Below are 21,891 nucleotides of genomic sequence, written 5' to 3'. Positions count from 1 at the left end.
GTGAGCCAAAGCAAAGGTTCCTCGTGAGTCAATTCGACCGGTGCCGAAAGAGGAACTCAGGATCGCTTCGACGGCAGATCAAGGCGGGCGACCGCCTGACAATGCGTTTATGTGATTTCCCGGCGGTCCAGAGGGGGCACCCTATAGGCCGTTTCCTGAAACGCTCCAACAGCAAAACTCCAAGCAGGCGGCCCCGAATTTCGGCGGACCCAGATGCAAGCAGCCCCCTTGCCAGTTCCTTGGCAAGGCGCGTCGCTCCCTCGCCAGCGGCGCCCGGTGGCGGCTCTTGATGATGATCGGGGTAAAAAAAATGGCTTGGCAATCACGATACTGTTTGGAACTTCCGCCGCCCAATGGCAGGCGCTGCCGCAATCAGCCGAGCCGATCATCGGGTGCAAGGCCGGAGAGCAGGCCGCGAATCGAGAAATGCAGTCCCTCCGGCGCAAAGTCGAGATCGGGAGCCTGTCCGAACAGACTCGTCAACGCAGCGCGCATGTAGCGTGTCCCATATCCCACTCGCGAGGGTTCAACTACCGTTGGTCCTCCTGTTTCGGTCCATCTCAACGTCAACACTGGTTCCGAGCTCGACTCTATATTCCATTCCAAGCGTATTCTGCCTTCGGGGCGAGACAAGCCGCCATACTTAATGGCGTTTGTCGCTAGTTCATGAAGCGAGAGGGCAAGAGTTGTACCGGCATCGCGCGAAAGCAGCACCTCAGGTCCTTCGATCGTGATGGCAGTTTGTTCCTTGGAAAGGTATGGCGCGAGGACCGATTTTGCGACATCCGTTAAGGCCACGGTCTCGCCACCGGCGGCAAAAACTGCAGAATGGACATCCGCCAAGGCTCTCAACCGCCCTTTGAAGTCTTCTGCAAGTCCTTCTGCCGAGATCGCGCCGCGCCTGGTCATATCGAAGATGGATATGACGGTCGCCAGGATGTTTTTCACTCGATGATTTAGTTCAAGGCGGAGTTCCGTCTCCCGCTCAAGATAGTCACGCACGTCGCGCTGGCGAATTCTGGTGAGGAGTGCCGACTGGATTCCGCTTATCAGTTCGAGCGCAGCCACGGGACGCTGATAGTATATCTGACGCGAACGTGGCCAAGCAGCACTCAGCGCCGCTTGGATGCGTGACTGCTGTGCCGCGCGGTCCAACAAAACAACGATTGGAATTTCCGACCAATTCGGCTGCGCCTGAAGGAAACTTTCAACCGTTGCGATCGCCTGAGGATTCAAGGCTTCGTGAGTAACAACCAGCACACCAGGGGATAGCGCAAGCAAACCCTCTAAGTCCTCGGGACTCGCCGCTAGAGCCCGTAGACCACGTTCTTGCAGCAGGGAAGCGGTGTAACCAGCATCCTTGCGGTAAGGCGCCAAGATCAGCACCCAATCCAGTGTTCCCAGCCCGTTTCGCTCGACGTCGTTCACGTCTCGGGCAGAGGATTGTAGGAAACGACGGAAACGCCGGAACTCGCGATGAACAGTTCCCGGACATCGAGATCGTGCGGGCCGTGGCGCTTCTTGACGACCGTGATGTTGCGCCTCAAACGGCCCTCATGCTCGGACATGCGCAGCAGAAGCACGGTGTCGCCGAGAAAACTAACGTCCACGTCGATCCCAACGTTCTGCCCGAGCAAACCATGCTGGGCGACAATGAGCATGGTCAGCACGTCAGCGCGCGCGAGATGTTTCAGGAGAGACTGGATGTCCAGAACCGCCTTTTCCCGGTGGGGAAGAGAATTCAGATAGCCGGTGAAGCTGTCAATCACGACAACCCGGGTATTATTGCGACTGACGACTTGCTGCACAATCTGGCCGAACTCCCCAGGCGAGATTTCGTTGGGACTAAAATCGTAGATGACAAGTTGGCCATCCTTGTGGAACTGCCGAAGATCCATCCCAAGGCCCTCGGACCGGCGAAAGAAAGTCTCCAGTCGCTCCTCAAACAGGAACAGGGCCACGCTTTCGCGGCGCTGAAGCGCGGCAGTGGCGTAAAGCGAAGACATCGTCGACTTGCCTGTTCCCGACTGACCAATCACGAGCGTTATGGTTCCCGATTCCTGGCCGCCGCCGAACATCTCGTCGAGAGCGTCTACCCCTGACTTGATCAGTTGCGGCTTGGTCACTTCGGGAGGCGACCCTGGCACAATCCTCGGAAACACCACAACGCCCTCGCCCTCGCGAATGGCCATATCGTGATAACCGTCAGCAAACGGCACGCCGCGCATTTTGCTGACTTCAATGCGCCGGCGCACGCCGCCGTAGTCCTCGAGAGATTTATCAAGCCGGATCACGCCGTGGGCAATGCCCTCGATTTCCTCGCCGTTGTGATCGCCTCCGCTGGTCTGGGTGTCGAGCAACACCGCCACAATGCCCCGTTTGGCAAGGAAGGCCTTGAAGCCAATCAGCTCGCGCCGGAACCTCGGTGTGTCACCGGTAATCAGCCGGATCTCGAGCAGCGAGTCATAAACAAGCCTGTGGGGTTTGTGTTCTTCGATCGCGCGTTCAATCGCCTTGCGCGTTTCATCCAATCGAAGGTCGGCAGTCTGGAAAATCGTCTGATCGGCCGCGCCACTCAGGGTCTCCGAAGCGGACAATTCCTCAACACGAATCCCATCAAGCGTCCAGCCGTGTGAAGACGCAATCGCCTGCAGTTCGGCGGCGGTTTGCGAAAGGCTGACATAGATGCAGCGTTCACCGGCTGCCACACCGGCGCGCAGGAACTGCAAGGCCGCGGTCGTCTTGCCTGCGCCTGGATCGCCTTGCACGATGTAGAAGTTGGAAGCGGGCAATCCACCGCGAAGAATTTCGTCCAAGCCGGCAATGCCGGAACTTACAACGGGCTGCTTCTTTCGCTCGGTCATTCCGCCCTCGTCTCCAAACAGGAATCGTAAGCCGCCATAATCATAGGTTCGAAGTAGAACCTGGGTAGACCGACCGGCGGCCCGACCCCAGTATCTGGAATTCCAGTTTCTGTAATGGCCGCGCCGCCGTCAGGCAAGTAGCTCGTTGCAGGCCACGGCAATCACGGCCTGTGCCACATAAGGACGCACGCCTTCCCCTCGTCTGTGGAACCATCCGAGACGCCAGCAGTTTCATGAAGTTGACAGATGAACGGATGGGGTATGATTCAAGGGACCGTCGATAAAGCCGATGAGGATCGCTACCGCGTTCTCGTCGAGGCCGTTACCGATTATGCGATCTATATGTTGGACCGTTCGGGAACCGTGACGAGTTGGAACGCGGGGGCAGAGCGGTTCAAAGGCTATTCCGCGGGCGAGATCATCGGTCAGCATTTCTCGTGCTTCTACACGCAGGAAGATCGCGAAGCTGGTCTTCCATCGCGGACTCTGGAGACAGCAGCCCGCAATGGCAAATTTGAAACCGAGGGCTGGAGAGTGCGTCGCGACGGGAGCCGTTTCTGGGCTCATGTTGTGGTTGATCCTATATTCGATCCAAGCGGCAAATTAACCGGCTTCGCAAAAGTCACCCGTGATCTTACCGAGCGCAAGAAAGCGGAGGATGAAATCCGGAGAGGTCAGGAGCAGTTCCAGCGCCTGGTGCAGGGCGTGACGGACTACGCGATCTATATGCTTGATCCTGAAGGCGTAATCACGAGCTGGAACTCGGGTGCAGAACGCATCAAAGGTTACTCGGCCGACGAAATAGTCGGCAAGCACTTCTCGCAATTCTACACGCCCGAGGATCGCGAGCGAGGCACTCCGCAAAGCGCCTTGGAAATCGCTGCTCGCGAGGGGCGAGTTGAGCGCGAAGGCTGGCGGATACGCAAAGACGGTACTGCGTTCTGGTCCCATGTGGTCATCGACGCCATTCGGCACGAGGATGGCGAACTCCTGGGTTTCGCGAAGGTTACGCGGGACATAACGGAACGGAAGAAGGCGCAGGAGTCATTGGATCAGGCACGCGAAGCCCTTTTCCAGTCACAAAAAATGGATGCGATCGGTAAGCTGACGGGCGGTGTCGCTCACGACTTCAACAATCTGCTGATGGCGGTTCTGGGTAGTCTTGAGCTGCTGCGCAAACGGCTACCTGACGATCCACAATTGCTGCGTCTTCTGGATAATGCCGTGCTCGGGGCGCGACGAGGAGCGTCGTTGACGCAGCGCATGCTGGCTTTCGCGCGGCGGCAGCAACTCGATCCGAAACCTGTCGATTTGATTGAGCTCATACATGGAATGAAGGAGCTCTTGGAGCGATCGCTGGGCTCAAGAGCGACTATCGAGACCAAATTTCCGCTCTCGCTCGATCATGTGATGGTGGATGAAAGTCAAATCGAACTCGCATTGCTCAATCTGTGCGTCAATGCCAGGGATGCGATGCCTGACGGCGGAACGATCGTCATCTCCACTCGGATGGAACAGGTCGGCGAAAGCAAAGAGGCAGGCTTGGCCCCAGGCCCATACGTCTGCCTCTCGGTAGCAGACGCTGGCGAAGGAATGGACGAAGAAACACTAGCTCGGGCGACAGAACCGTTCTTCACCACAAAAGGCGTTGGCAAAGGCACGGGTCTCGGTCTGTCTATGGTACATGGGATGACAGAACAAATGGGCGGGCGCCTGACGCTTAGGAGCCGCAAGGGAGCAGGGACGACGGCGGAACTGTGGCTGCCGGTCGCCACCGCGAGCTCGGAAGTCGCGCGCGGGCCGGATGTTCTTGCCGAGGAAGCCATTGAGACGGCGTCGCTGCGGATCCTGGCAGTGGATGACGATGCCCTGGTCCTTTTGAACACCGCGGCAATGCTCGAGGATCTCGGCCATACTGTCGCGGAGGCGCATTCTGCGGCGGCAGCCCTCAGGCTTTTGGAGGAGCACCCGTTCGACCTCGTTATAACGGATCATGCTATGCCGAAAATGACGGGCCTGCAGCTATCGAATACGATCAAAGTCCAGTGGCCGCACGTACCCGTCATTATAGCAACGGGCTACGCCGAACTCCCGGGGACTCGCGACATCAAGATTCTCAGCAAGCCGTTTACAGAAGAAGAATTGGCGAACGCAATAGCAACCGCTAATGTTGCGTAGGGTGGCCTGAGAGACCACCCCTTTGAGTTCCTTGATGCGTCAAGCTCGGATAAAACCCTCCAATATTTTTCTCTGCGCCGAGAGTACTTGCGAAGCGGCAACCTGCTCAGCGGTCAGAAGGGAGGTTTCTATGGAAAGTGTACGTTCAAGCAGCCGATTCGTGAGAGAGGACGGCTTCGTTCTTCGAAAGATCGCTCTGGTCTCCTGCCCTACCAGCCTATGCCGCACTTAGCTCCCGGATCTAACTGTTTGCAAGGATTGGGAACCCGCGAGGCGTTGTTCTCGCAGTCCGCGCAGTCAAGCAGGAGTGCGGACAGGCCTATCCAGCCGCGAAACAGAAAAGCCCCGGCGCTGGATCTGCACCGGGGCTAAGGGCATGTACGAGCTACCTAGCATGTCCGAGTTTCAACCTCCGCTAATATTGTAAATGAATGGTGAACTGTGCGCACCGACTTCACCCGGTTGTGTTTGGCGTCCCTGTGGTTCGCGAAGGGCCGAATATGCTCCACCAGCGCGGCATGACCGCTCAGATTCTGTTGGTCGGCGCCAGGGTTCGCGTACCTCTGCGCCGGCCGCCAGGGCCCTTTGAGGTAAAGTGCCGCTCACCCGAGCTAGAACCCAGCAATTGGCCGACAATCGCCGAGCAGCCGGTTGGTTGAAAACGTACAGCGAATCCGTTGGGGTTATGCTGGACAACAGGGTAAACAATTCCTTCCGCTGGAAGGGAGGCCGCGATGGTTCAAACGCATTTGGAAGTCGCACAAGCGGTAATCGCAACCGGCTGTCTTGTTCGGCATAATTCCATGATCGGAACTGCGAAGTTTCGCCAAGACGAGGATCGTTCAAGGCGCGCAATCGAGACATCACGCGAACTGCTCAAACGCCTTCGCCAACGTCACCACGATGACATGGCGCGAGGGTGGGAAGATCCGGGCGTGGCAAGAGTCGCCGTCTCCGCCTTTGACGCCGACATTCTCCGCTCGGCATTCCGAGAATTGGTCAGGCAAACGGGTGTGCCTGAGTATCAATGGCGTGATCTGGCCACGAGCCTGGTACATGAATTCACCGGGTGCGAGCAGATGGAAACTGGCCTGGTGGATTGGATCACCAGCAAGTAGCGCTACAGGAAACCTTTTTGGGGGTTCGGAATTAGGGTCGCATGGCCCGCTTCTTCTTTGATTTAACCGACGATGGCGAAGTCTTTCCCGATCCTGAAGGAACCGAAATTGCGAGCCGGGAAGCCGCTGAAGATGAGGCAGCAAGAGCGTTGCTTGAAATAGCGAAAGACCGGATGCCGGACGGCACTTTCAGAGAGGTTGCCATCCATGACCGCGATCACACCTGCAAGCCCCTATTCACCGTGGAGGTCACGTTCGAGTTGGTGCGTGAGCCGCCCGATGGATGAGGACGCGGCCCTGGAGCTATTCATTATGGCTGCGCACCAACGCCAGCGACATGCGGTCGCTGAGGCTGACATCATGCTTTCGAACATCACGCAAACGCGCCGCATTATTGCCGAGTCCCGCAAGCTGCAACAGCGGGTAGTCGAGAACACAGGCGCTATCCGTCTCGATCGCTAGATTGGAGAAGTGGCGCTGGCCGCCAGGCTATCATTCGGCAAGCTGCTTTCCAGCCTTCGATCGCCTCAGCAGATATCCCACATGCGACGGTGAGGCTCATGGAATTGTACGGCAGGCTACTCGGATACGCTGCAAGCTCAGCGCCGATACCACCTGACCAGCCTCCATGCACCAACGCCCTCGCCAGCTCCTCAATGTCGGAACGGAGATGAGTCTCGACATCCTGGCCTACACTCTCGAGGGTGCCATCGCCATTCTCGGTGCACCCGCATTGCTGAAGGCGATGAGGGCCTGCCCCTCAGACCCCGTGAACATCATCCGAACACGACGCCGAAGCGCGTCATTGCCATCATCTCGCGGTAGATCCAATGCTCACGCAAGAAATCAGCCCTCGGCGGCCGCTCAAAATTTACCATTCTCATGAATAGTCCCAGATGTTTAACACCTAACGGTATCTTGGGGGCTATAGTCCGAGCCGCGCTGGTGGACTCGGAAATATCTCGGCATGTGCGGTTTTAGCGGTTATTTCGGCACTGTCCGGGATGGGAGGTTCTCCTTGAAAGGATGACGGCTGCCATTGCGCATCGCGGCCCCGACGAGCAGGGATTCTTCACCACAAAGGCGGCCGGCCTCGGCCATGCGCGGCTGTCCATCGTCGGCCTGGGGGACGGCCAGCAGCCCATGTCCGATGCGACGGGCGATCTGACGATCGCCTTCAACGGCGAGATCTTCAACTATGTGGAACTGCGCGAGCAGCTTCGCGCGAAAGGCCGCCATTTCCAGACAGCCAGCGACACCGAAGTGATCCTGCATCTCTATGACGAGATGGGGGAGGATTGCGTGTCCGCGCTCAATGGCGATTTCGCCTTTGCGCTCTGGGACGGCCGCCGCCGCCGCATGGTCCTCGGGCTGCCCGTAGGTGCCATTTGCAGATGCCGGCCGCGGTGCTCCCGGCTGAACGGATTTCATGTCCTGCGCCGGAAAGACGGAGACAGCTTCTAGTTTGAGGCCGATTGTATGGACAGCATTCGCGACGGGCGCCAATTCGCCGAATGGATCGAGCGTGCCTTTGGTGATAATCTCCAGGACCACGCCTGCGCCGGTCAGCCGTGCAAGCGCGGCGTAGCTTTCGAGTTCATCCTGGCCGTGTCCGAACCGGAGATCGACTTGGCAGACCATCCACTGCGGAGCCATTCGTCGTAGAAGCTCGGGGGATTCAAGCGCGTGCTTTGCCTCGTCGCCAGCGACGCCAACGCCAATGCGAGGCACTCGGCCGACGGGTCTGCCGATCGTCAGGTCGATGAGTGGATTGCGGTTTTCAGACGCCCCGGCACGAAGCGTTCCTGCCACGTGAAGCCGGACGGCCTGGGTGAATTTCTGGCCCTTGGGCAGTCGGTAAGGCCACTGGCGACGCAGAGGGCGGACATAGGTTTTATAGGAAGCGTCAGACCAATTGCGTTGATCCTCCATCTCGAAGGCATCACCGTCCATGGTGCATGTGGCCCATATCCCAGGCGCGATCTCGTGCGACAACGCCCGGATATCGGTGAACGGACATTTAGGGTCGATGTGGTCCGGAAAGAGCGATAGCTCCTCATGACCATCCTCATGCAGCACCTTTACCGGCTTGCCGGCCAAGGCCTCGATCGGATGAAGGACGACGAAGCCGGTCCGATTCGTCAAAAGTTCAGTCTCGGGCTCTGCCTCCGCCGCAAACGACAGCGCACCAGCGCTGCTGCCTGAAATCCGTACCTGATAAACCAGGCGACCGGATGTTGCCGAACATGTTGCACGGTATGCGACGCTGAACACATCCAGCCTTTCATCGATGTGGAGTTCATCGAGAACGGCTGTAGCGGTTCCCCAGTTTTCGTCCCGTACGAGGAATGAAATCCCGCGCAGAACCTCAATCCCGTCAAGGCGGATGTAGCGTAACGCCCCATTGTCGAACTCGACCGACAAGGGTCCCGCGCGAAGTGTGCGCAGCGGTGGCTCAACCTGTTCCGTTCCACACAAGCGGGTGGCTCGAGATGCTGCCAATGTCAAATTGCTTGCTCCGTCGCAGCGTCAAAAATCGACGCCCGGTTCATGTTGATGTCGATCGCCAGCTTCTCCCCAGGACGGCTGACGTCGTGCGCCTGCAACTCCGCCATCACCGGCGCACCCGCAAGTCGGAATGTCGCGTAGCTGCGCGAGCCGGTCGGCTGTAGCAGGTCGATTGTTGCCTCATAGCGAAACGTGCCCTGCGCCGGCGTGGCAGTGTGCGCACGAGTGAGGTGCTCCGGTCTCAACCCGAGCAGCACCTTCTGTCCGTCTGCGACGCCCTGCAGCCCCCTGCCGGGCGCTAAAGGCAGCAGTGCGTCCGCGAGCCGGATGGCAGCGGTGCTTCCCTCCAAGGCAAGGATGCCTGGCAGGAAGCTCATCCGCGGCGAACCCAGGAACCCAGCGACGAAGGTGGAGGCCGGGCGCTCGAACAACTCGAGTGGCGCGCCCTGCTGCTCTATCAGCCCGTCGCGCATCAGCACGATGCGGTCAGCCAACGTCATCGCTTCGATTTGGTCATGGGTGACGTAGATCATCGTTGTGGCAATGTCCTGGTGAAGGCGCTTGATCTCGCCGCGCATTTCGTCGCGAAGCTGTGCGTCGAGATTGGACAGCGGCTCGTCGAACAAAAAGATGCGGGGGTTGCGGACTATGGCGCGGCCGATGGCGACGCGCTGGCGCTGGCCACCGGACAGTTGGCGCGGAAAACGCCCCAGCAAGGGAGTGATGCCAAGCATGCGCGCCGCCTCGGCAACGCGCATCTCCACCTCTGGCTTCGGCATCTTGCGAGCCCTGAGGCCGAAGCCAATGTTCTTGGCCACGCTCATATGCGGATAGAGCGCATAATCTTGGAACACCATTGCCACGTCGCGGTCGCGCGGCCTGAAATCATTGACCACCTCGCCGCCGATCTCGATCGTGCCTTGTGAACTCTCCTCCAGTCCGGCGATGGTCCTCAACAGGGTGCTCTTGCCGCAGCCGGACGGACCAACCAGAACGGCGAACTCGCCGTCGCGGATGTGGAGGTCAATACCGCGCACCGCATGGAAGGCGCCGTAGCGCTTGTGCAAGCCGGTGATTCTGACTTCGGCCATGCCTACCCTTCCCTATCCGCGAACGGCGCCGAGCGTCAGCCCGCGCACGAGATGTCGTTGAGCAAGCACTCCAAGGGCGATCGATGGCACGAGGGAGACGATGGCAAGGGCCGCGGCTTCACCATATTGTGCGCCCTGGAAGCCGATGAAGGCGCGGAAGACCGTTGGCAGCGTGAAGGCAGTTCGGCTGGTCAAAATCAGCGCGAAGAAGAACTCGGTCCAGCAGGCAATGAAGGCGAAGACAGCCGCCGCGACGATGCCGGGCGCGGCCAGCGGCACGGCAACGCGCCAGAATGCCTCCCATCGCGTGCAGCCATCGACGAGGGCCGCCTCCTCCATCGACTTCGGCATGCCGCGGAAATAGGCGAACATCATCCAAACGGACACCGGCAGCGTGAAGACCGTGTAGGCTATGATCAGCCCGATATGGGTGTCGTATAGCCCGACGCCGCGGTAGATCAGGAATACCGGTAGGACGATGCCGATAGGTGGCAGGAAGCGCTGCGACAGCACCCAGAAGGACAGATGCCGGCCACCCGTGTTGTAGCGCGCCAGACTATAGGCCATCAGCGTGCCGAACAGTGCCGAAAGCACCGTGGCCGAAAGCGAAATAATCAGGCTGTTGATAAGCCCGTCGAGACCGCGATAGGTGAACAGCGCGGCTTCGTAGTGGACAAGCGTCGGCTCCGCGGGGAACCAGACAGGCGGTACGGTGAGGTAGTCGTCGCTGGGCTTGATTGAGGTGTTGAACATCCAGTAGAGCGGCCACAGCACGAACACCAGGAAGAACCCCAAAAGCAGGATTCGGCCGATCGGCAACGACCGGCGTTTCCTGCGGCGGGCGGGCGCTACGGCGGCCATCAGACCGGGTCGACCTTCAAGAGCCGCCGTACCAGCAACGTCACGATGAGCGCCGTAAAGATCAGGAACAGCCAACTTCCGGCCGTTGCCTGCGACAGATGAAACTGCGTGAAGCCGACGGTATAGAGATAGTAGGAGGCCGTGTACGTTTGTGTTCCTGGGCCGCCGCCTGTCATGATGAATATGGTATCGAACATACGGATGGCGTCGAGCAGACGGAAGGTCAGCGCCAGCAGCATCATCGGCCCCAGATGCGGGAGCGTGATCGCCCAGAAGACCTGCCAGGCGTTGACCCCGTCAAGTTCTGCCGCCTCATAGAGATTGGGCGGAATTGCGGTCAGGCCAGCGAGCAGGATGACGAACATGAATGGCGTCCACTGCCAGACATCGGCGATGATGAGCGAGACATAGAGCCACGGGCGCTCGGTCATCCAGCCGATCGTAACCTCCTGCCCCAACAATTGCGTCAGGATATAGTTGGTCGGTCCGAAAGGCCGCTGCAAAAGCAGCGTCCAGGCCTGGCCGACGATGACTGGGCTGATGAACAGCGGCACGATCAGGATCGACATGATCACGCCGCGGCCCGGAAAGCTGCGCACCATTGTCAGCGCCACCAGGAGACCGAGCACGAATTCGATAGCGACGCTGATGCCCGACAGCCATGCCGTCAGCAACAGTGACCAACGTGCCACGGGATCCAACACGACCCGCTCGAAGTTCTTCGATCCGACAAATGCGTGGCCCGGCACCTGGAAGTCGTAGTTGATGAAGGATACGACCAGCGAGAACAGGAGCGGATAGATCGACAGCGCCAATATCAGCAGCACCGCGGGCGCGACCAGCAGCCACTTGAAATGGCGGTCGGCCCATTGGGCGAACGCAGATAGCCGGGGCGGTGCGCCGGCGGCCTTCAAGCGGTGAATCGTAGCGGTGCGCTGCATCGGTGTATCCAAAAGGCTGCTTAGCGGTTCGGCGAGGTGTTGCGAGCCAAGCGCCCGCAACACCAGTTGCTCCAGGCTCTGCCTCCCCTCAGAGGGTGACCGCCATGCCAAGTTTTTCCACCGTGTTGTCGGCGGTGGCGCCCGGCAGTTTCAGGAACTCGGTGTAGAAAGCTTTCTGCGAATCTACACCCAGTCGGTCGGTCGTCTCGTTCCACTCGGCCGCCGCCGTTTCCAGCGACGCCTTCGGATCGGCACCAGCCCACACCGCGGTGCACATACGGTCGATGCTCAAGAAGTAGTCCTGCGCGCCTGGCATGATTGGGTCGAGCAGACCAACATTTGCCGAGTTGTTGAGATTGGCAAGGTACTCCTTGGCACTGGGGAAGAGCGCGCCGTAGAGTTCGGACTTGAAGTGCGAGATGCGGTACGGGTCTCGTAGCGCATAGGGCAGCATGCAACGCGCCAGCGAGACCGGTGGCGAGCATATCCATTGCATGAACAGATACGCCGCCTCGGGGTTGGGCGAGTCAGCCGACAGCGCCTTGTTGTAGCCGGTGGCATGTTCCGGATTACCCGGAACCACGGCATAGCCGACCTTGCCAGCGATCTGGGACTGAGGGATGAAGTTGATCGCCGTGGCGGACTGCGAATAATTCGCCGCCATGCGACCGCTGGGAGGCCAGGAATAGATCATCGCGACTTTGCCGGTCAGGAAGGCCGCCCACAGGGAGACGGCGTCGAGCTCGTTGTTGCCGGGGATCGAGGCCTTGTTCGCCGCGAGCATGTTGGTCAGCGTCTTGACGCCGGCGTCCGAAACTAGGTCCGCCTTCATGTCGTCGCCGAACAGTTTGCCGCCATTGGCGCGGTACTGCTGCAGGAAGTCGAACTGGTTGCCGGGGCTGCCCGCCTTGCGGAAGTGTCCCGCGCCATAGACCTTTGGCGCCATCTGGTCGGTGATGAACTGGGCGATCTGGGCATATTCCTCCCAAGTCTTCGGCGGTCCAAGCTTGGCGTTGAACTTTGCCTGGTAGGCCTCCATCATCTTCGGATCCTCGAAGATGTCCTTGCGGTAGTAGAGAGCGAACATGTCGCCGTCGTCGAAGAACCCCCAGATCTTGCCCTTGTAGGTTGGCAGCGCCTTGTACAGAGGGTGATAGTCCTCGAGGTCTGCCGGGTTCATGTATTTGGCGATGTAGTCGTCGAGAGGTGCGATGACGCCGCCATCGGCAAGCGATGGTGTCCAGGCCGGCGAGACGTCGAGGACGTCATAGGCACCTGAGCCGGCGATGTGCTCGGCGACCGCCTTGGAGTACTGGTCCGGGTTCGACAGTTCGACGACATTCGACTTCATCCCGGTAAGCTGCTCCCACATCGGCCCACTGAAATTGCGCGGATCGAGTGCCTGCAGGCCAGCCTCGTAGGTCATGTTGAGGGTGACGCCCGAATGGGCCTTGGCGGCCTCCACCGCGCGAAAAGCGGAACCGTCCGCCGGGCCTTCCTTCGATGCTTTCAGGGCTGCGGCCTGCGCTTGGCCGAGCGGCGAGGTGGCGTCTGCCAATTCCAGAGTCTGCTGCGCCAACGCCCAATCGGTCATCACCCCCAGCATCGGGCCAGACGCAGCCAACATGCCGGTCATCTGACCGAAGCGGGTTATGAAAGTTCGGCGGGTGGTTTCGCCGCGCATGAAGGCGTCGACCTCTGCTTCGAGACCTGCCTGAAAGTCACGTTTTTCACGATCGTCCATAGTGCTTGGTCCTCCCGTTTCCATGTGCCTCACTCGTCCGCGGGCGCGGCGGTCGAGCATTCCTCCCGTAAAGTCGCCGCAAGGGGCCGCGGCGGCGCACCAAAAATCAGCGTCCCTCCTAGGTTCCGAAGCGGGCCGCGAGCCCCGACAGCCTGGTCTTCCACAGCTCGCTCGAAAGCACCTCGCGATTGACCACGCCGCGCGGCTCGCGACCGTGCTGCACCTCAATCACCGCCTTGACGTCGGCGGCACCGTTGCCGGCAAAGCACTGGTCGGTCCAGCAAAGCGCGTGCGGCGCCAGGATGACATTGTCGAGTTTAAGAATCGCATCGCCTGCATCGGGAGGCTCCTGCTCGAGCACGTCGAGACCGGCACCGGCGATGCGGCGCTCCTGCAGCGCTTGCGTCAGCGCTTTCTGGTCGACGATCGGGCCGCGCGCTGTGTTGATCAGGTAAGCTGTCGGCTTCATCAGGGCGATCCGCTCAGCATTGACGATGTGGTGGGTCTGCGGCGACAGCGGGCAACTCACCGACAGCACGTCGGCGAGGCGAAACAGGTCCTCCAGCCCGACCAGTTCGACGCCCAGGTCGGCAGCAACCCTCTTGTCAGCGAACGGGTCATGGGCAATGAATTGCATGTCAAAGGGCCTCGCCAAGCGGAAGACCTCGGCGCCGATGTTGCCGATGCCCAGCGACCCAAGCGTACGCCCGACGAGCCCGACGCCCATATGTTCCGAGCGCTCCTGGAAGCCATGAGGTCCCTTGCGGGTGAGCGCGTCCTTTGTCAGCAATTTGCCGGTCAGTGCCAGCATGAAGGTGATGACGGATACGGCGACGGGCCGTCGCACGCCATCGGGCGTGATGACCAAGGCAATGCCGGCGGCGGTGCAGGCCTCAACATCGACAGTGTCGTAGCCGACCCCGAAGCGGGCAACGACGGCCAGGCGGCCGCTCCTAGGCACACTCGTGGAATCGAAGCGATGGGCGAGAAGGATCAGCGCATCGAAATCCTCAAGTTGGTCGGCGCGAAGCGGAGTGTTCGATTCCAGGAACACCATCTCGACGCCCGCCGCATTGCGCAGCGGCTCCAGATCGAAATCTGGATAGGTCGGCGAGCCGTCCGGCTTACGGAAATCACTCGAAAGCGCCACCCTGAATTTCACGCTGTCCATCGTCTCCTCCGCTCTATTGGCACCCGGCGCGGATTTTGGAGACCGCGTCGGCCATCGCGTCGTGCAAGACCCAAACGTCGCCCGAATAACAAATGAAATCGAAGCCTTGTGCGTAGAACTCGTGCCCCTGCGCGACGCTGGGCACCAGGCGTCCAAGCGATTTGTTGTGCTTCTTGGCGGCTGCAACGATTTTGGCCATCGCGGCGGTGAAAGTGGGGTGGGCGAAGTCGCCGGGAATGCCGAGTGAGACCGAGAGATCAAAGTGACCGACCCACAGACAATCGACGCCATCCAGTCCCGCAATGCCGTCGATGTTCTTGACGCCGTCGGCAGTCTCGATCAGGCAGATGAACACCGAGCGTTGGTTGGCCGCCTCGAATTTATCTGCGACCGAGCCCGGACGGTAACGGTCATGCGCGATCTGCAGCGCCACGCCGCGAGCGCCAGCCGGATGGTATTTCATGGAATTGATGATGTGCTGCGCCTGCTCGACGGTACTCACCATCGGCGCGATCAGGCCTTCGGCGCCCATATCCATGGCGCGCGCGAGGAAATGGTAGTCCTGCGATGGCACACGCACCATAACCGGCAGGTCAGCCGCCTCGAAATAGCGGATCGCACTCTTCACCGTTTCCAGGCTGAAGCCCGAATGTTCCATATCGAAAAAAACGAAGTCACAGCCAGCGGACTTCAGGATGTGACCTATACCCGGCGTCGCGAACTCGGCGACAAGGGTCCCGAGCTTGACCCGTCTATGAGACGCTAGCGCCTTGAGACCTGGTTCCGACATGAACTTCCCTCCCCTTCGCCCACAAGGGGCGCATTGCCCTTACGCGTTCTTCAAGACGAAGCTTCGAGAACAAGGTCGCAGATGGTCACCAGCTTGGTGTCGACGAGCGGCGCGCTCTGCGAATTGAATTCGTCGAAATGAGCCGTCCGGCAGTGGTGCTCGAATGCCGCTTCGCTGTCGTAAATCTCGTAGAGCAGGACCCGGTCAGGCTCGTCGCGCGCCTGCGTCACATCAAAGCGACGGCAGCCGGTTTCGCCGCGCATCGACGCAGTCGCATTGGCGTCCACAAGCTCGCGGAATCTGCCCCGGGCACCCGGCTTGAGGCGGAAATCGACCCAGACCACGAAGCCCGTCATCACTTGGCACCTGCAATTTCCAGATAGCGCCTGGAGACATATTCCAGATGCCTGCGCATAGCCGCTTCGGAGGCGTCTGGATCGCGCGCTGCGACGGCGTCAAAGATTTCGCGATGAGCCTCATAGGCCTTGCGGTCTTCACCTTTGGCCAAAGTCGTGCGCCGCTGTTCGAGCAGCCATTCGGCCAACGCCGCGTGGATAGCTGTGAAGATTCGATTGCGGGTGATCACCGCCAGCACGTAGTGGAAGTCGACGTCGGTGCGCTCGAAGCGCGTCAGGTCCCCGATCGACTGCCGGTTGATTTCGAGCGCCTCCTCGAGGCTTTCGATATCCTCTGGCGTGGCATTGATGGCGGCGTTGCGGGCAAGCCCAACTTCGAAAAACAAACGCGCGCTCTGGAAGTCATGAACCCCGCCCGGCGCCGAAATCATATGCCGCGCCGGCCCCGAGAGGGCGTCGATCACGAATTGGGGGGTTGGCCGAGTGACGCGGGCGCGCTCGCCGGATTTCACCTCGACAAGGCCCATCTTGCTCAGATGCAGCAGGGCCTCGCGGATTGAAGGGCGCCCAACCCCGAACTGCCGCATGAGTTCCCGTTCGGAAGGGAGCCGGTCGGCTTCGGCCAGCTCTCCGTTGCGGATCAGCCTCTCGAGATGCGCGGCAACCTCGTCCGAGAGCTTCCGCTGTTTGATCAGAACTCCGATCATGTGGCATACCTGTTATACCAGCCAGATACGCTATGGCCCCAGAGCGCCTCTGTCAACGAGGCTTCTGCGCGGAGAACGGCACGCGTTGGACCGTCGCCTCGCTTGCCCTGGAGGTCGGAATGTCGCGAACGCAGTTCGCCGAACGTTTCAAGGAGATGATCGGCGACGGTCCGTTGGGCTATTTGACGAATTGGCGCCTGCAGCGGGCACAGGCTCTGCTAACCCAGTCCCGGCTCAGCGTTCGCGAGGTAGCACGGCGGAGCGGCTACGCGTCCGCTGCTGCTTTCACCCGCGCCTTCCGGCAAAAGTTCGGCGAGCCGCCAACGGCGCAGCGCGGTCGGGTCGCGACAGGCGCGGAATCAGAATGGCTGGCCCTCACCGATCAGGCGGGAATAGGTCTTCACTGTTAGTCCGCATGGGGTCCGGGCGCCGATCGGCGGGAGTAAGTGAGTGGATTCACGGGAATCTAAGAGATCACTGTGCAGTGCTGGTTCAAGCCAACCGCGGCCCTGACCTCGACCTGATTTTGGCGATTACCTGCGGCAGGTGCTTGCCCGGCAGGTGAAGATGTTGCGAGCAGCATGGTGCACGACCCGACTAGACCGCATACAAGAGTCCTCACGGACGGACGCGGATAACCGTCTTTCCAACGCGGCGCTCGGTCGAGTTGAAGGTCGCAACAGCGTCGTCGAGGGTCGAGACCTTGCCGATGTTCGTCCGCAGTCGTCCATCCCGGATACGCTGAACTATCTCAAAAAGCTGGGCTCGATCAGCCTCGACAACGAAGTCAACCGTCAGGCCATCTGCAGGTCGAATATCCGTTGGTCCGACGACGGTCACAAGCGTTCCGCCGGCCCGGATCAGCTTTGCCGACCGCTTCTGGATGTCACCGCCGATGACATCGAACACCAGATCGATACGGCCGATGTCTTCCAGTGCGTCGTTATCGAGATCGACGAATTCATTTGCACCGAAGTCGAGCGCCTTCTGACGGTCAGCCGCACGTCCAGTACCTATGACATAGGCTCCCGCCTCCCTTGCAAGCTGCGTGACCATCGAACCGACGGCACCGGCCGCGCCGTGCGCGATGACGGTCTGCCCCGCCAGCAGGCGGCCGTGCTGAAACAGTCCCTGCCACGCGGTCAGGCCCGAGATCGGCAGGCTCGCGCCCACCGTGAACTCGACCTCGCCCGGCAGCGGCGCGAGGTTGCGTGCCTCCATGGCCACGTACTCAGCGAGTGTGCCGTCACGATGCCAATCCGCGAGTCCGAACACCCGCTGACCAATCGACAGCCCTGTCGTGCCGTAGCCGAGCGCAGTGACCACACCGGCCAGCTCATGCCCGAGGATCGACGGCGCCCGCTCACGAAGCGCCCGATCGGCCCAGGTCGAAGGCCACTCCAGTTCAGTGTTGACGAATCCGGCCGCATGAACCTTAACGACCACGTCGTTTATTGCCGCCTGCGGCTCGGGCCGATCGACCAGCTTCATCCCGGCGGTTCCTGAGGCCTGGTCTGTCACTACGATTGCTTTCATGGGAATTGTCTCCTCAGACCTTTGTGGTTCGGGGTAATTTACGAGCGTGAAAGGTCGGAACCATCGCGCCGCGAATGCAAGATTTTTGTTGCCTTCAACCGCGCGACTTTGGCTGGCGCTTCATGGTCAGAAGCTCGGTCACTTCCCGCAGATCATCGGCCGATGAGATGGCGATCGTCAGCCATTTTCCGTCGATGTATGTTTTGGCGTCGTCGTAGAGCTTGACCAATTGCGGACGCCAGACATAACGCCGCTCCTCGAACTTCTCGCGTTCTGCTCCACCCATGACCACCACGGCCGAAAGCCGCCGGTATTCCGGCACCAGGGTACAGAGCGCCTTGGTCTTCTTGTAGCGCAGGGTCCAACCGCGGTTCTTGCCGCCGTAGAGCCAGTTCGGCGTGAAAACTCCGGGGTAGGAGCCATCGATCCAATTCCGCAGCTCAGCCCAACGTCCGAACGCCTCTGGTCCGATCCAGTCGCGGACGGTGCCGTCATCGGGCGGTGCTGATTTGTCGGTGATCCTGTCGCCGGTTTTGCGTATCGGGGGGTAAAATCATGGGAAAGACCTCGTGTTCACGGTCCGGCGGAGGCGGAGGATTACGATGCGGGCGTGCCAAGAGCTTGCGGCGCTCCCTCAAATTGCTGCCAGCGCGACGCTTCCCGGAACAGGATGCGCACCAGGATGAAATCTAGTGCTTGAGAGAACCGCAGGCCGACCATCGACGCCGCGAAGCTCTTCCACGACGGTCAGGTCGAGCGCGGCAAGCGCTTTCTCCCTTGCGAATGCCGCCTGATCCCAGTCGACGAACGCGGTGGCCTGTAGGGGGATAAATTGCTGGGTCTTCAGCCCAATGGAGTTCAGCGCCAGCGACAGATACGGCGTGAGAAAATCGGGCTGGTTGGCTCGCGCGCCGGTAAAGACGCCACCCGAAGCGACGCCGATAAACACCGGACGGTCCCGAAGCATCCCCACCTTCCCAGCCGGCGTCAACTTCATCGTGCGGCCGACGCGCAGGATCTGGTCGATCCACGCCTTAAGGACCGAAGGAATGGTGAAGTTGTGCATGGGCGTTCCGATGACGATCACATCGGCCGCTTCGACTTCCTGGATAAGCGCCTCGGAGCGATCCAGAGCGCCCTTCGGCGGGGCCGCCAAGGTAGCAGGCGACGACAGCGGAACCGCGTAGTCGGCTGCGGCGTGAGGCAGGGGCTCAGTCCCAAGATCACGCCGGCTGACGCTCGCCCCGGGCGCAATCCTGAGGAGCCTTTCGACGATCGTCGCCGAAAGCTGGCGGCTATGCGATTCCAGTCGCGGACTGACATCGATATGGAGGATATTCATGGGATTGTTCCTATGCTTTGCCGGGCAGGACCGAGCTCAGATCGAGCCAGCGGCGCGACGGCGGGGAAGTCCTTCTCGTGATCGAACACGTTGTTGAAGAAGTTCGTCAGCGAGTACATGGCCACAAGCGCGACGATCTCAATGATGTTCGCATCGCTGTAGCCAGCATCGCGGACGGCTTTCAGATCGGCGTCGTCGACGTGACCGCGGGTCTCGATGACTTGGCGTGCGAACTGGACGGCGGCATCCCGCTTCCGATCCTTGGCATGACCCTTTCGGGCGAGGATGATGTCATCGGCCGCCAGCTTGGCCATATGTTCGGCCGTGAAGCTGTGAACCGTCAGGCAGTAATTGCAGCCGTTCACTTCGGATACGTCGAGGCCGATGCTGTCTCGCGTCTTTACGTCGAGTGTCTTGCTCAGGGAGCCGAGCAGGGTGGCCCAGGAGTTGAACGCGATCGGGCTCTGCGCGAAGGCCGCCATCATATTTGGGGTGAACCCGATATTCCTCGTAAAAGCATCGAGGGCCTGTTTCGAGTCAGCCGGTATCTGTTCCGGCTGCAGCGCAGCGGTTCTCGCCATTGTAGTCTCCATGAGATCTTGATTTGACCGGGGATTATGCAAAGTCCAGCACATCGGCGACCGGCATGCGCGGCTTCTGCGGCCAGTTGCCAACTCGCTCTGGCCCGACGGTCAGCAGCATGACCGGCACTTCGTCTTCGGCGAGGCCGAACGCACTGTGCACCGCCTCGGCGTCAAAACCGATCATCGGCGTCGAACCCAGGCCCAGCGACCGGGCGGTGTAGATGATCGCCGCGGCGCCGAAGGTTGCGGAGCGCACGGCTTCGTCGCGCTGGCGCTGCGGCTGATCGTCATACAAGCCGCGGGCGGGGATTTCCCAATCCGGCACCAGGTGTGCCGGCATGATGCCTGCTTCCACTACGGGCGCCAGGCGGGCTGGAACGGTGCTGGCATCGGCCAGCCTGCCGATGATGATGAAGGTCACGGCCGCGTCGGTGATCGCGGGCTGATTCCAGGCGATCGGACGCAGCCGTGCCTTGGCTTCTGGCGAGCGTACGGCGATGAAGCGCCAGTTCTGCAGGTGGAAGGAGGTTGGCGCGGACGTGCCGATACGCACCAGGTCGCGGATCTGGTCGTCGCTCAGCGTGGCAGCAGGGTCGTAGTACTTGGCGGCACTGCGGCTCAGAATCGTTTCGATGACGGCGTTGGTCGCGAAAGCGTTTTCGCTCTTCCCGGTCTCCCCGACGATTTCGGCGGCGACGCGAGTTGCGGGTCCGGTGGTGGCAAGGCTGATGCAGTTCATTGGATGGCTCCGTTATCAAGTGATTGCGGAGCTAGGTTACGGTAATGAATGATGATTTCGAGACTGGATTAACTCAATATGATGCGGGAAAAGATCAAAATTCGTCTTCGGGATTCCAGAATGCGCGTCTTACTTGTCGTTGTGCGCCTGTCGCCGCCACTCCCCCGGCGTCATCCCCATCCTTTCGGCGAAGACATGCCGGAATGCCGAAACGGATTGATACCCGACCGTCTCGGCCACGGCCTCAGTGCTGATCGCTGGCTTCTTCAATTCGTTGGCGGCCAGACTCATGCGCAGATCGGTCAACAAATCGAGGGCGGAGCGACCCAGCTTGTCCTGAAACTGGCGCATGAACGTAGCGCGCGACATCCCGCATAGGTTGGCCAGATCGGGCAGTTTCCAAGGCCGTGCCGGATCGGCGAACATCGCAGAAATGGCTGGAGCAAGTCGTGGATTGCCGGCCAATGCCAGCAAGCCTTCGGGGGCTTCCTCGGATTGGCTCGCCGCGCGCAGGACCAGTGTGAACAGGGCCGAAGAAAGCGCGTTGAGAATGGCGCGTCCTCCGGCTCTGTCACCGGCGGACTCCATTCGCATCAGCCCGACAAGACCGGCTAGTTGGTTGGAGGCGGAGCCGATTCCTTCTTCCGCATGGCCGTCCATAGAGCGCGCGACAAGATTTGTGGGCAGGTAGTTACGGATCAATCGATCATGGGGCGGCGCGACGAAAAACCGTCCACACAAAAGATCGAGTTGCTCGCCCTGGGCATCATTCTCGCTCAGCATCCATCCGGCGGAGCCTACGCTTTCGTGCGTACGGATCGGCGTTTGCCCGCTGCCGTCATGCAGCACATGCGCCGCGCCGTGAGGCAGCAGCACGATATCTCCGCTCACCAGCTCCCTTTCTGCTCTCGTCTCCGGATCCTCGAGAATGGCCCGGCCCTTGACGATGACGTGGTAGGGAATTTCGTTCGCGGCAGCCTTGCTCCAGGCAACGCGCCACGGCGCACCGTAGGCGCAGCGGACCTCGAGCTGGCCGGTAACGGCGATGATCTGCAAGAGATGGCTGAGCCAGTCCACTTCAGACATTTGACCTCGAAAACCGGAAATGGTGAAACATCTTATCGTAATCGTGCATTTGTTCCACTCGTTGCCCCACGTTTCCAAGCCTGGCTACCTTACCTAGCTCGTGAGCGAGTCACCGAGCGCCCCAAGATCAGAACAGAGGCTTGTATTGAACGCCGCCATGCGGCGCATAGCGGACGTTCTTTCTAAGGCCGAGCACTAGCTACTGGAGCCAGCTTATCCCCTTGTCACGTTGAGGTTTAGGCGCAACGCCACCTTGCCAAGACCGCGAGGTTGAA

The 21,891-nt window shown here is 60.4% G+C and carries 22 protein-coding genes and 1 pseudogene; 7 read left to right on the top strand and 16 right to left on the bottom strand.

The features are described 5' to 3' along the window. Positions 1–372: 372 nt before the first annotated feature. Positions 373–1,428, bottom strand: coding sequence for an HWE histidine kinase domain-containing protein (locus tag NP945_RS31045; protein WP_256748455.1), 1,056 nt, complete (start codon positions 1,426–1,428; stop codon positions 373–375). After that, the gene (locus NP945_RS31040) at positions 1,425–2,864 is read right to left on the bottom strand and encodes an ATPase domain-containing protein (protein WP_127268868.1); all 1,440 of its coding nucleotides are present in this window, start codon (positions 2,862–2,864) and stop codon (positions 1,425–1,427) included. The genes NP945_RS31045 and NP945_RS31040 overlap by 4 nt, the downstream gene beginning before the upstream one ends. A gap of 246 nt (positions 2,865–3,110) precedes the next feature. Between NP945_RS31040 and NP945_RS31035 the strand changes: the two genes are divergently transcribed. The 6 genes and pseudogenes from NP945_RS31035 to NP945_RS31010 all read left to right on the top strand — a co-directional run bounded on the left by NP945_RS31035 (position 3,111) and on the right by NP945_RS31010 (position 7,825). Then, positions 3,111–5,042 (top strand): PAS domain-containing sensor histidine kinase, encoded by a 1,932-nt coding sequence (locus NP945_RS31035; protein WP_256748454.1) that lies wholly within the window; start codon positions 3,111–3,113, stop codon positions 5,040–5,042. A 734-nt stretch (positions 5,043–5,776) separates the two neighbouring features. Next, on the top strand, positions 5,777–6,160 hold the full coding sequence (locus tag NP945_RS31030) for a hypothetical protein (protein ID WP_256748453.1): 384 nt from the start codon (positions 5,777–5,779) through the stop codon (positions 6,158–6,160). A gap of 41 nt (positions 6,161–6,201) precedes the next feature. Next, the gene (locus NP945_RS31025; protein ID WP_256748452.1) at positions 6,202–6,447 is read left to right on the top strand and encodes a hypothetical protein; all 246 of its coding nucleotides are present in this window, start codon (positions 6,202–6,204) and stop codon (positions 6,445–6,447) included. Then, complete coding sequence (locus NP945_RS31020; RefSeq protein WP_256748451.1) at positions 6,440–6,622, top strand: hypothetical protein; 183 nt, start codon at positions 6,440–6,442, stop codon at positions 6,620–6,622. The genes NP945_RS31025 and NP945_RS31020 overlap by 8 nt, the downstream gene beginning before the upstream one ends. Positions 6,623–7,127: 505 nt before the next feature. Further along, a pseudogene (locus NP945_RS31015) lies at positions 7,128–7,528 on the top strand (asparagine synthetase B); the annotation flags it as partial. Positions 7,529–7,639: 111 nt separating this feature from the next. Continuing rightward, positions 7,640–7,825 (top strand): hypothetical protein, encoded by a 186-nt coding sequence (locus NP945_RS31010; RefSeq protein ID WP_256748450.1) that lies wholly within the window; start codon positions 7,640–7,642, stop codon positions 7,823–7,825. A gap of 839 nt (positions 7,826–8,664) precedes the next feature. On the opposite strand, the gene NP945_RS31005 is transcribed toward NP945_RS31010, so the two are convergent. The 8 genes from NP945_RS31005 to nanR all read right to left on the bottom strand — a co-directional run bounded on the left by NP945_RS31005 (position 8,665) and on the right by nanR (position 16,329). Then, positions 8,665–9,759, bottom strand: a complete 1,095-nt coding sequence (locus tag NP945_RS31005; RefSeq protein WP_256748449.1) for an ABC transporter ATP-binding protein — start codon at positions 9,757–9,759, stop codon at positions 8,665–8,667. Positions 9,760–9,771: 12 nt separating this feature from the next. Next, positions 9,772–10,578 carry a carbohydrate ABC transporter permease gene (locus NP945_RS31000; RefSeq protein ID WP_245463715.1) on the bottom strand — a complete coding sequence of 269 codons (807 nt, stop codon included), beginning with the start codon at positions 10,576–10,578 and terminating at the stop codon, positions 9,772–9,774. Between the two features lie 41 nt (positions 10,579–10,619). Continuing rightward, complete coding sequence (locus tag NP945_RS30995) at positions 10,620–11,561, bottom strand: carbohydrate ABC transporter permease (RefSeq protein ID WP_256748448.1); 942 nt, start codon at positions 11,559–11,561, stop codon at positions 10,620–10,622. A gap of 88 nt (positions 11,562–11,649) precedes the next feature. After that, entirely contained in the window at positions 11,650–13,305 is a 1,656-nt protein-coding gene (locus tag NP945_RS30990; protein ID WP_256748447.1) for an extracellular solute-binding protein, read from the bottom strand. A gap of 118 nt (positions 13,306–13,423) precedes the next feature. After that, on the bottom strand, positions 13,424–14,476 hold the full coding sequence (locus NP945_RS30985; protein ID WP_256748446.1) for an NAD(P)-dependent oxidoreductase: 1,053 nt from the start codon (positions 14,474–14,476) through the stop codon (positions 13,424–13,426). Between the two features lie 13 nt (positions 14,477–14,489). Beyond that, entirely contained in the window at positions 14,490–15,266 is a 777-nt protein-coding gene (locus NP945_RS30980) for an HpcH/HpaI aldolase/citrate lyase family protein (protein ID WP_256748445.1), read from the bottom strand. A gap of 50 nt (positions 15,267–15,316) precedes the next feature. Next, positions 15,317–15,622 carry a putative quinol monooxygenase gene (locus NP945_RS30975; protein ID WP_256748475.1) on the bottom strand — a complete coding sequence of 102 codons (306 nt, stop codon included), beginning with the start codon at positions 15,620–15,622 and terminating at the stop codon, positions 15,317–15,319. Beyond that, positions 15,622–16,329, bottom strand: a complete 708-nt coding sequence (gene nanR, locus NP945_RS30970) for a transcriptional regulator NanR (protein ID WP_256748444.1) — start codon at positions 16,327–16,329, stop codon at positions 15,622–15,624. The genes NP945_RS30975 and nanR overlap by 1 nt, the downstream gene beginning before the upstream one ends. A 32-nt stretch (positions 16,330–16,361) precedes the next feature. Between nanR and NP945_RS30965 the strand changes: the two genes are divergently transcribed. Continuing rightward, on the top strand, positions 16,362–16,739 hold the full coding sequence (locus NP945_RS30965; protein ID WP_256748443.1) for a helix-turn-helix transcriptional regulator: 378 nt from the start codon (positions 16,362–16,364) through the stop codon (positions 16,737–16,739). Between the two features lie 208 nt (positions 16,740–16,947). Here NP945_RS30965 and NP945_RS30960 read toward each other — a convergent pair whose 3' ends face one another. The 6 genes from NP945_RS30960 to NP945_RS30935 form a co-directional block, all read right to left on the bottom strand. Beyond that, the gene (locus NP945_RS30960; protein WP_256748442.1) at positions 16,948–17,865 is read right to left on the bottom strand and encodes an NADP-dependent oxidoreductase; all 918 of its coding nucleotides are present in this window, start codon (positions 17,863–17,865) and stop codon (positions 16,948–16,950) included. A 94-nt stretch (positions 17,866–17,959) separates the two neighbouring features. Further along, on the bottom strand, positions 17,960–18,406 hold the full coding sequence (locus NP945_RS30955) for a DUF3788 domain-containing protein (RefSeq protein ID WP_256748474.1): 447 nt from the start codon (positions 18,404–18,406) through the stop codon (positions 17,960–17,962). A gap of 93 nt (positions 18,407–18,499) precedes the next feature. After that, complete coding sequence (locus NP945_RS30950) at positions 18,500–19,207, bottom strand: FMN-dependent NADH-azoreductase (protein WP_256748441.1); 708 nt, start codon at positions 19,205–19,207, stop codon at positions 18,500–18,502. After that, positions 19,204–19,788: a carboxymuconolactone decarboxylase family protein gene (locus NP945_RS30945; protein WP_256748440.1), complete on the bottom strand. Its 585-nt coding sequence runs from the start codon at positions 19,786–19,788 to the stop codon at positions 19,204–19,206. The genes NP945_RS30950 and NP945_RS30945 overlap by 4 nt, the downstream gene beginning before the upstream one ends. A 34-nt stretch (positions 19,789–19,822) precedes the next feature. After that, entirely contained in the window at positions 19,823–20,530 is a 708-nt protein-coding gene (locus NP945_RS30940; protein ID WP_256748439.1) for a nitroreductase family protein, read from the bottom strand. A 129-nt stretch (positions 20,531–20,659) separates the two neighbouring features. Next, positions 20,660–21,616 (bottom strand): AraC family transcriptional regulator, encoded by a 957-nt coding sequence (locus tag NP945_RS30935; RefSeq protein ID WP_256748438.1) that lies wholly within the window; start codon positions 21,614–21,616, stop codon positions 20,660–20,662. Between the last annotated feature and the right edge of the window lie 275 nt (positions 21,617–21,891).

Origin of the sequence: Mesorhizobium sp. LMG17149 (genome assembly GCF_024518695.1) — a bacterium.
Lineage (GTDB): Bacteria > Pseudomonadota > Alphaproteobacteria > Rhizobiales > Rhizobiaceae > Mesorhizobium.
This window is presented reverse-complemented; position numbering and strand designations above follow the sequence as displayed.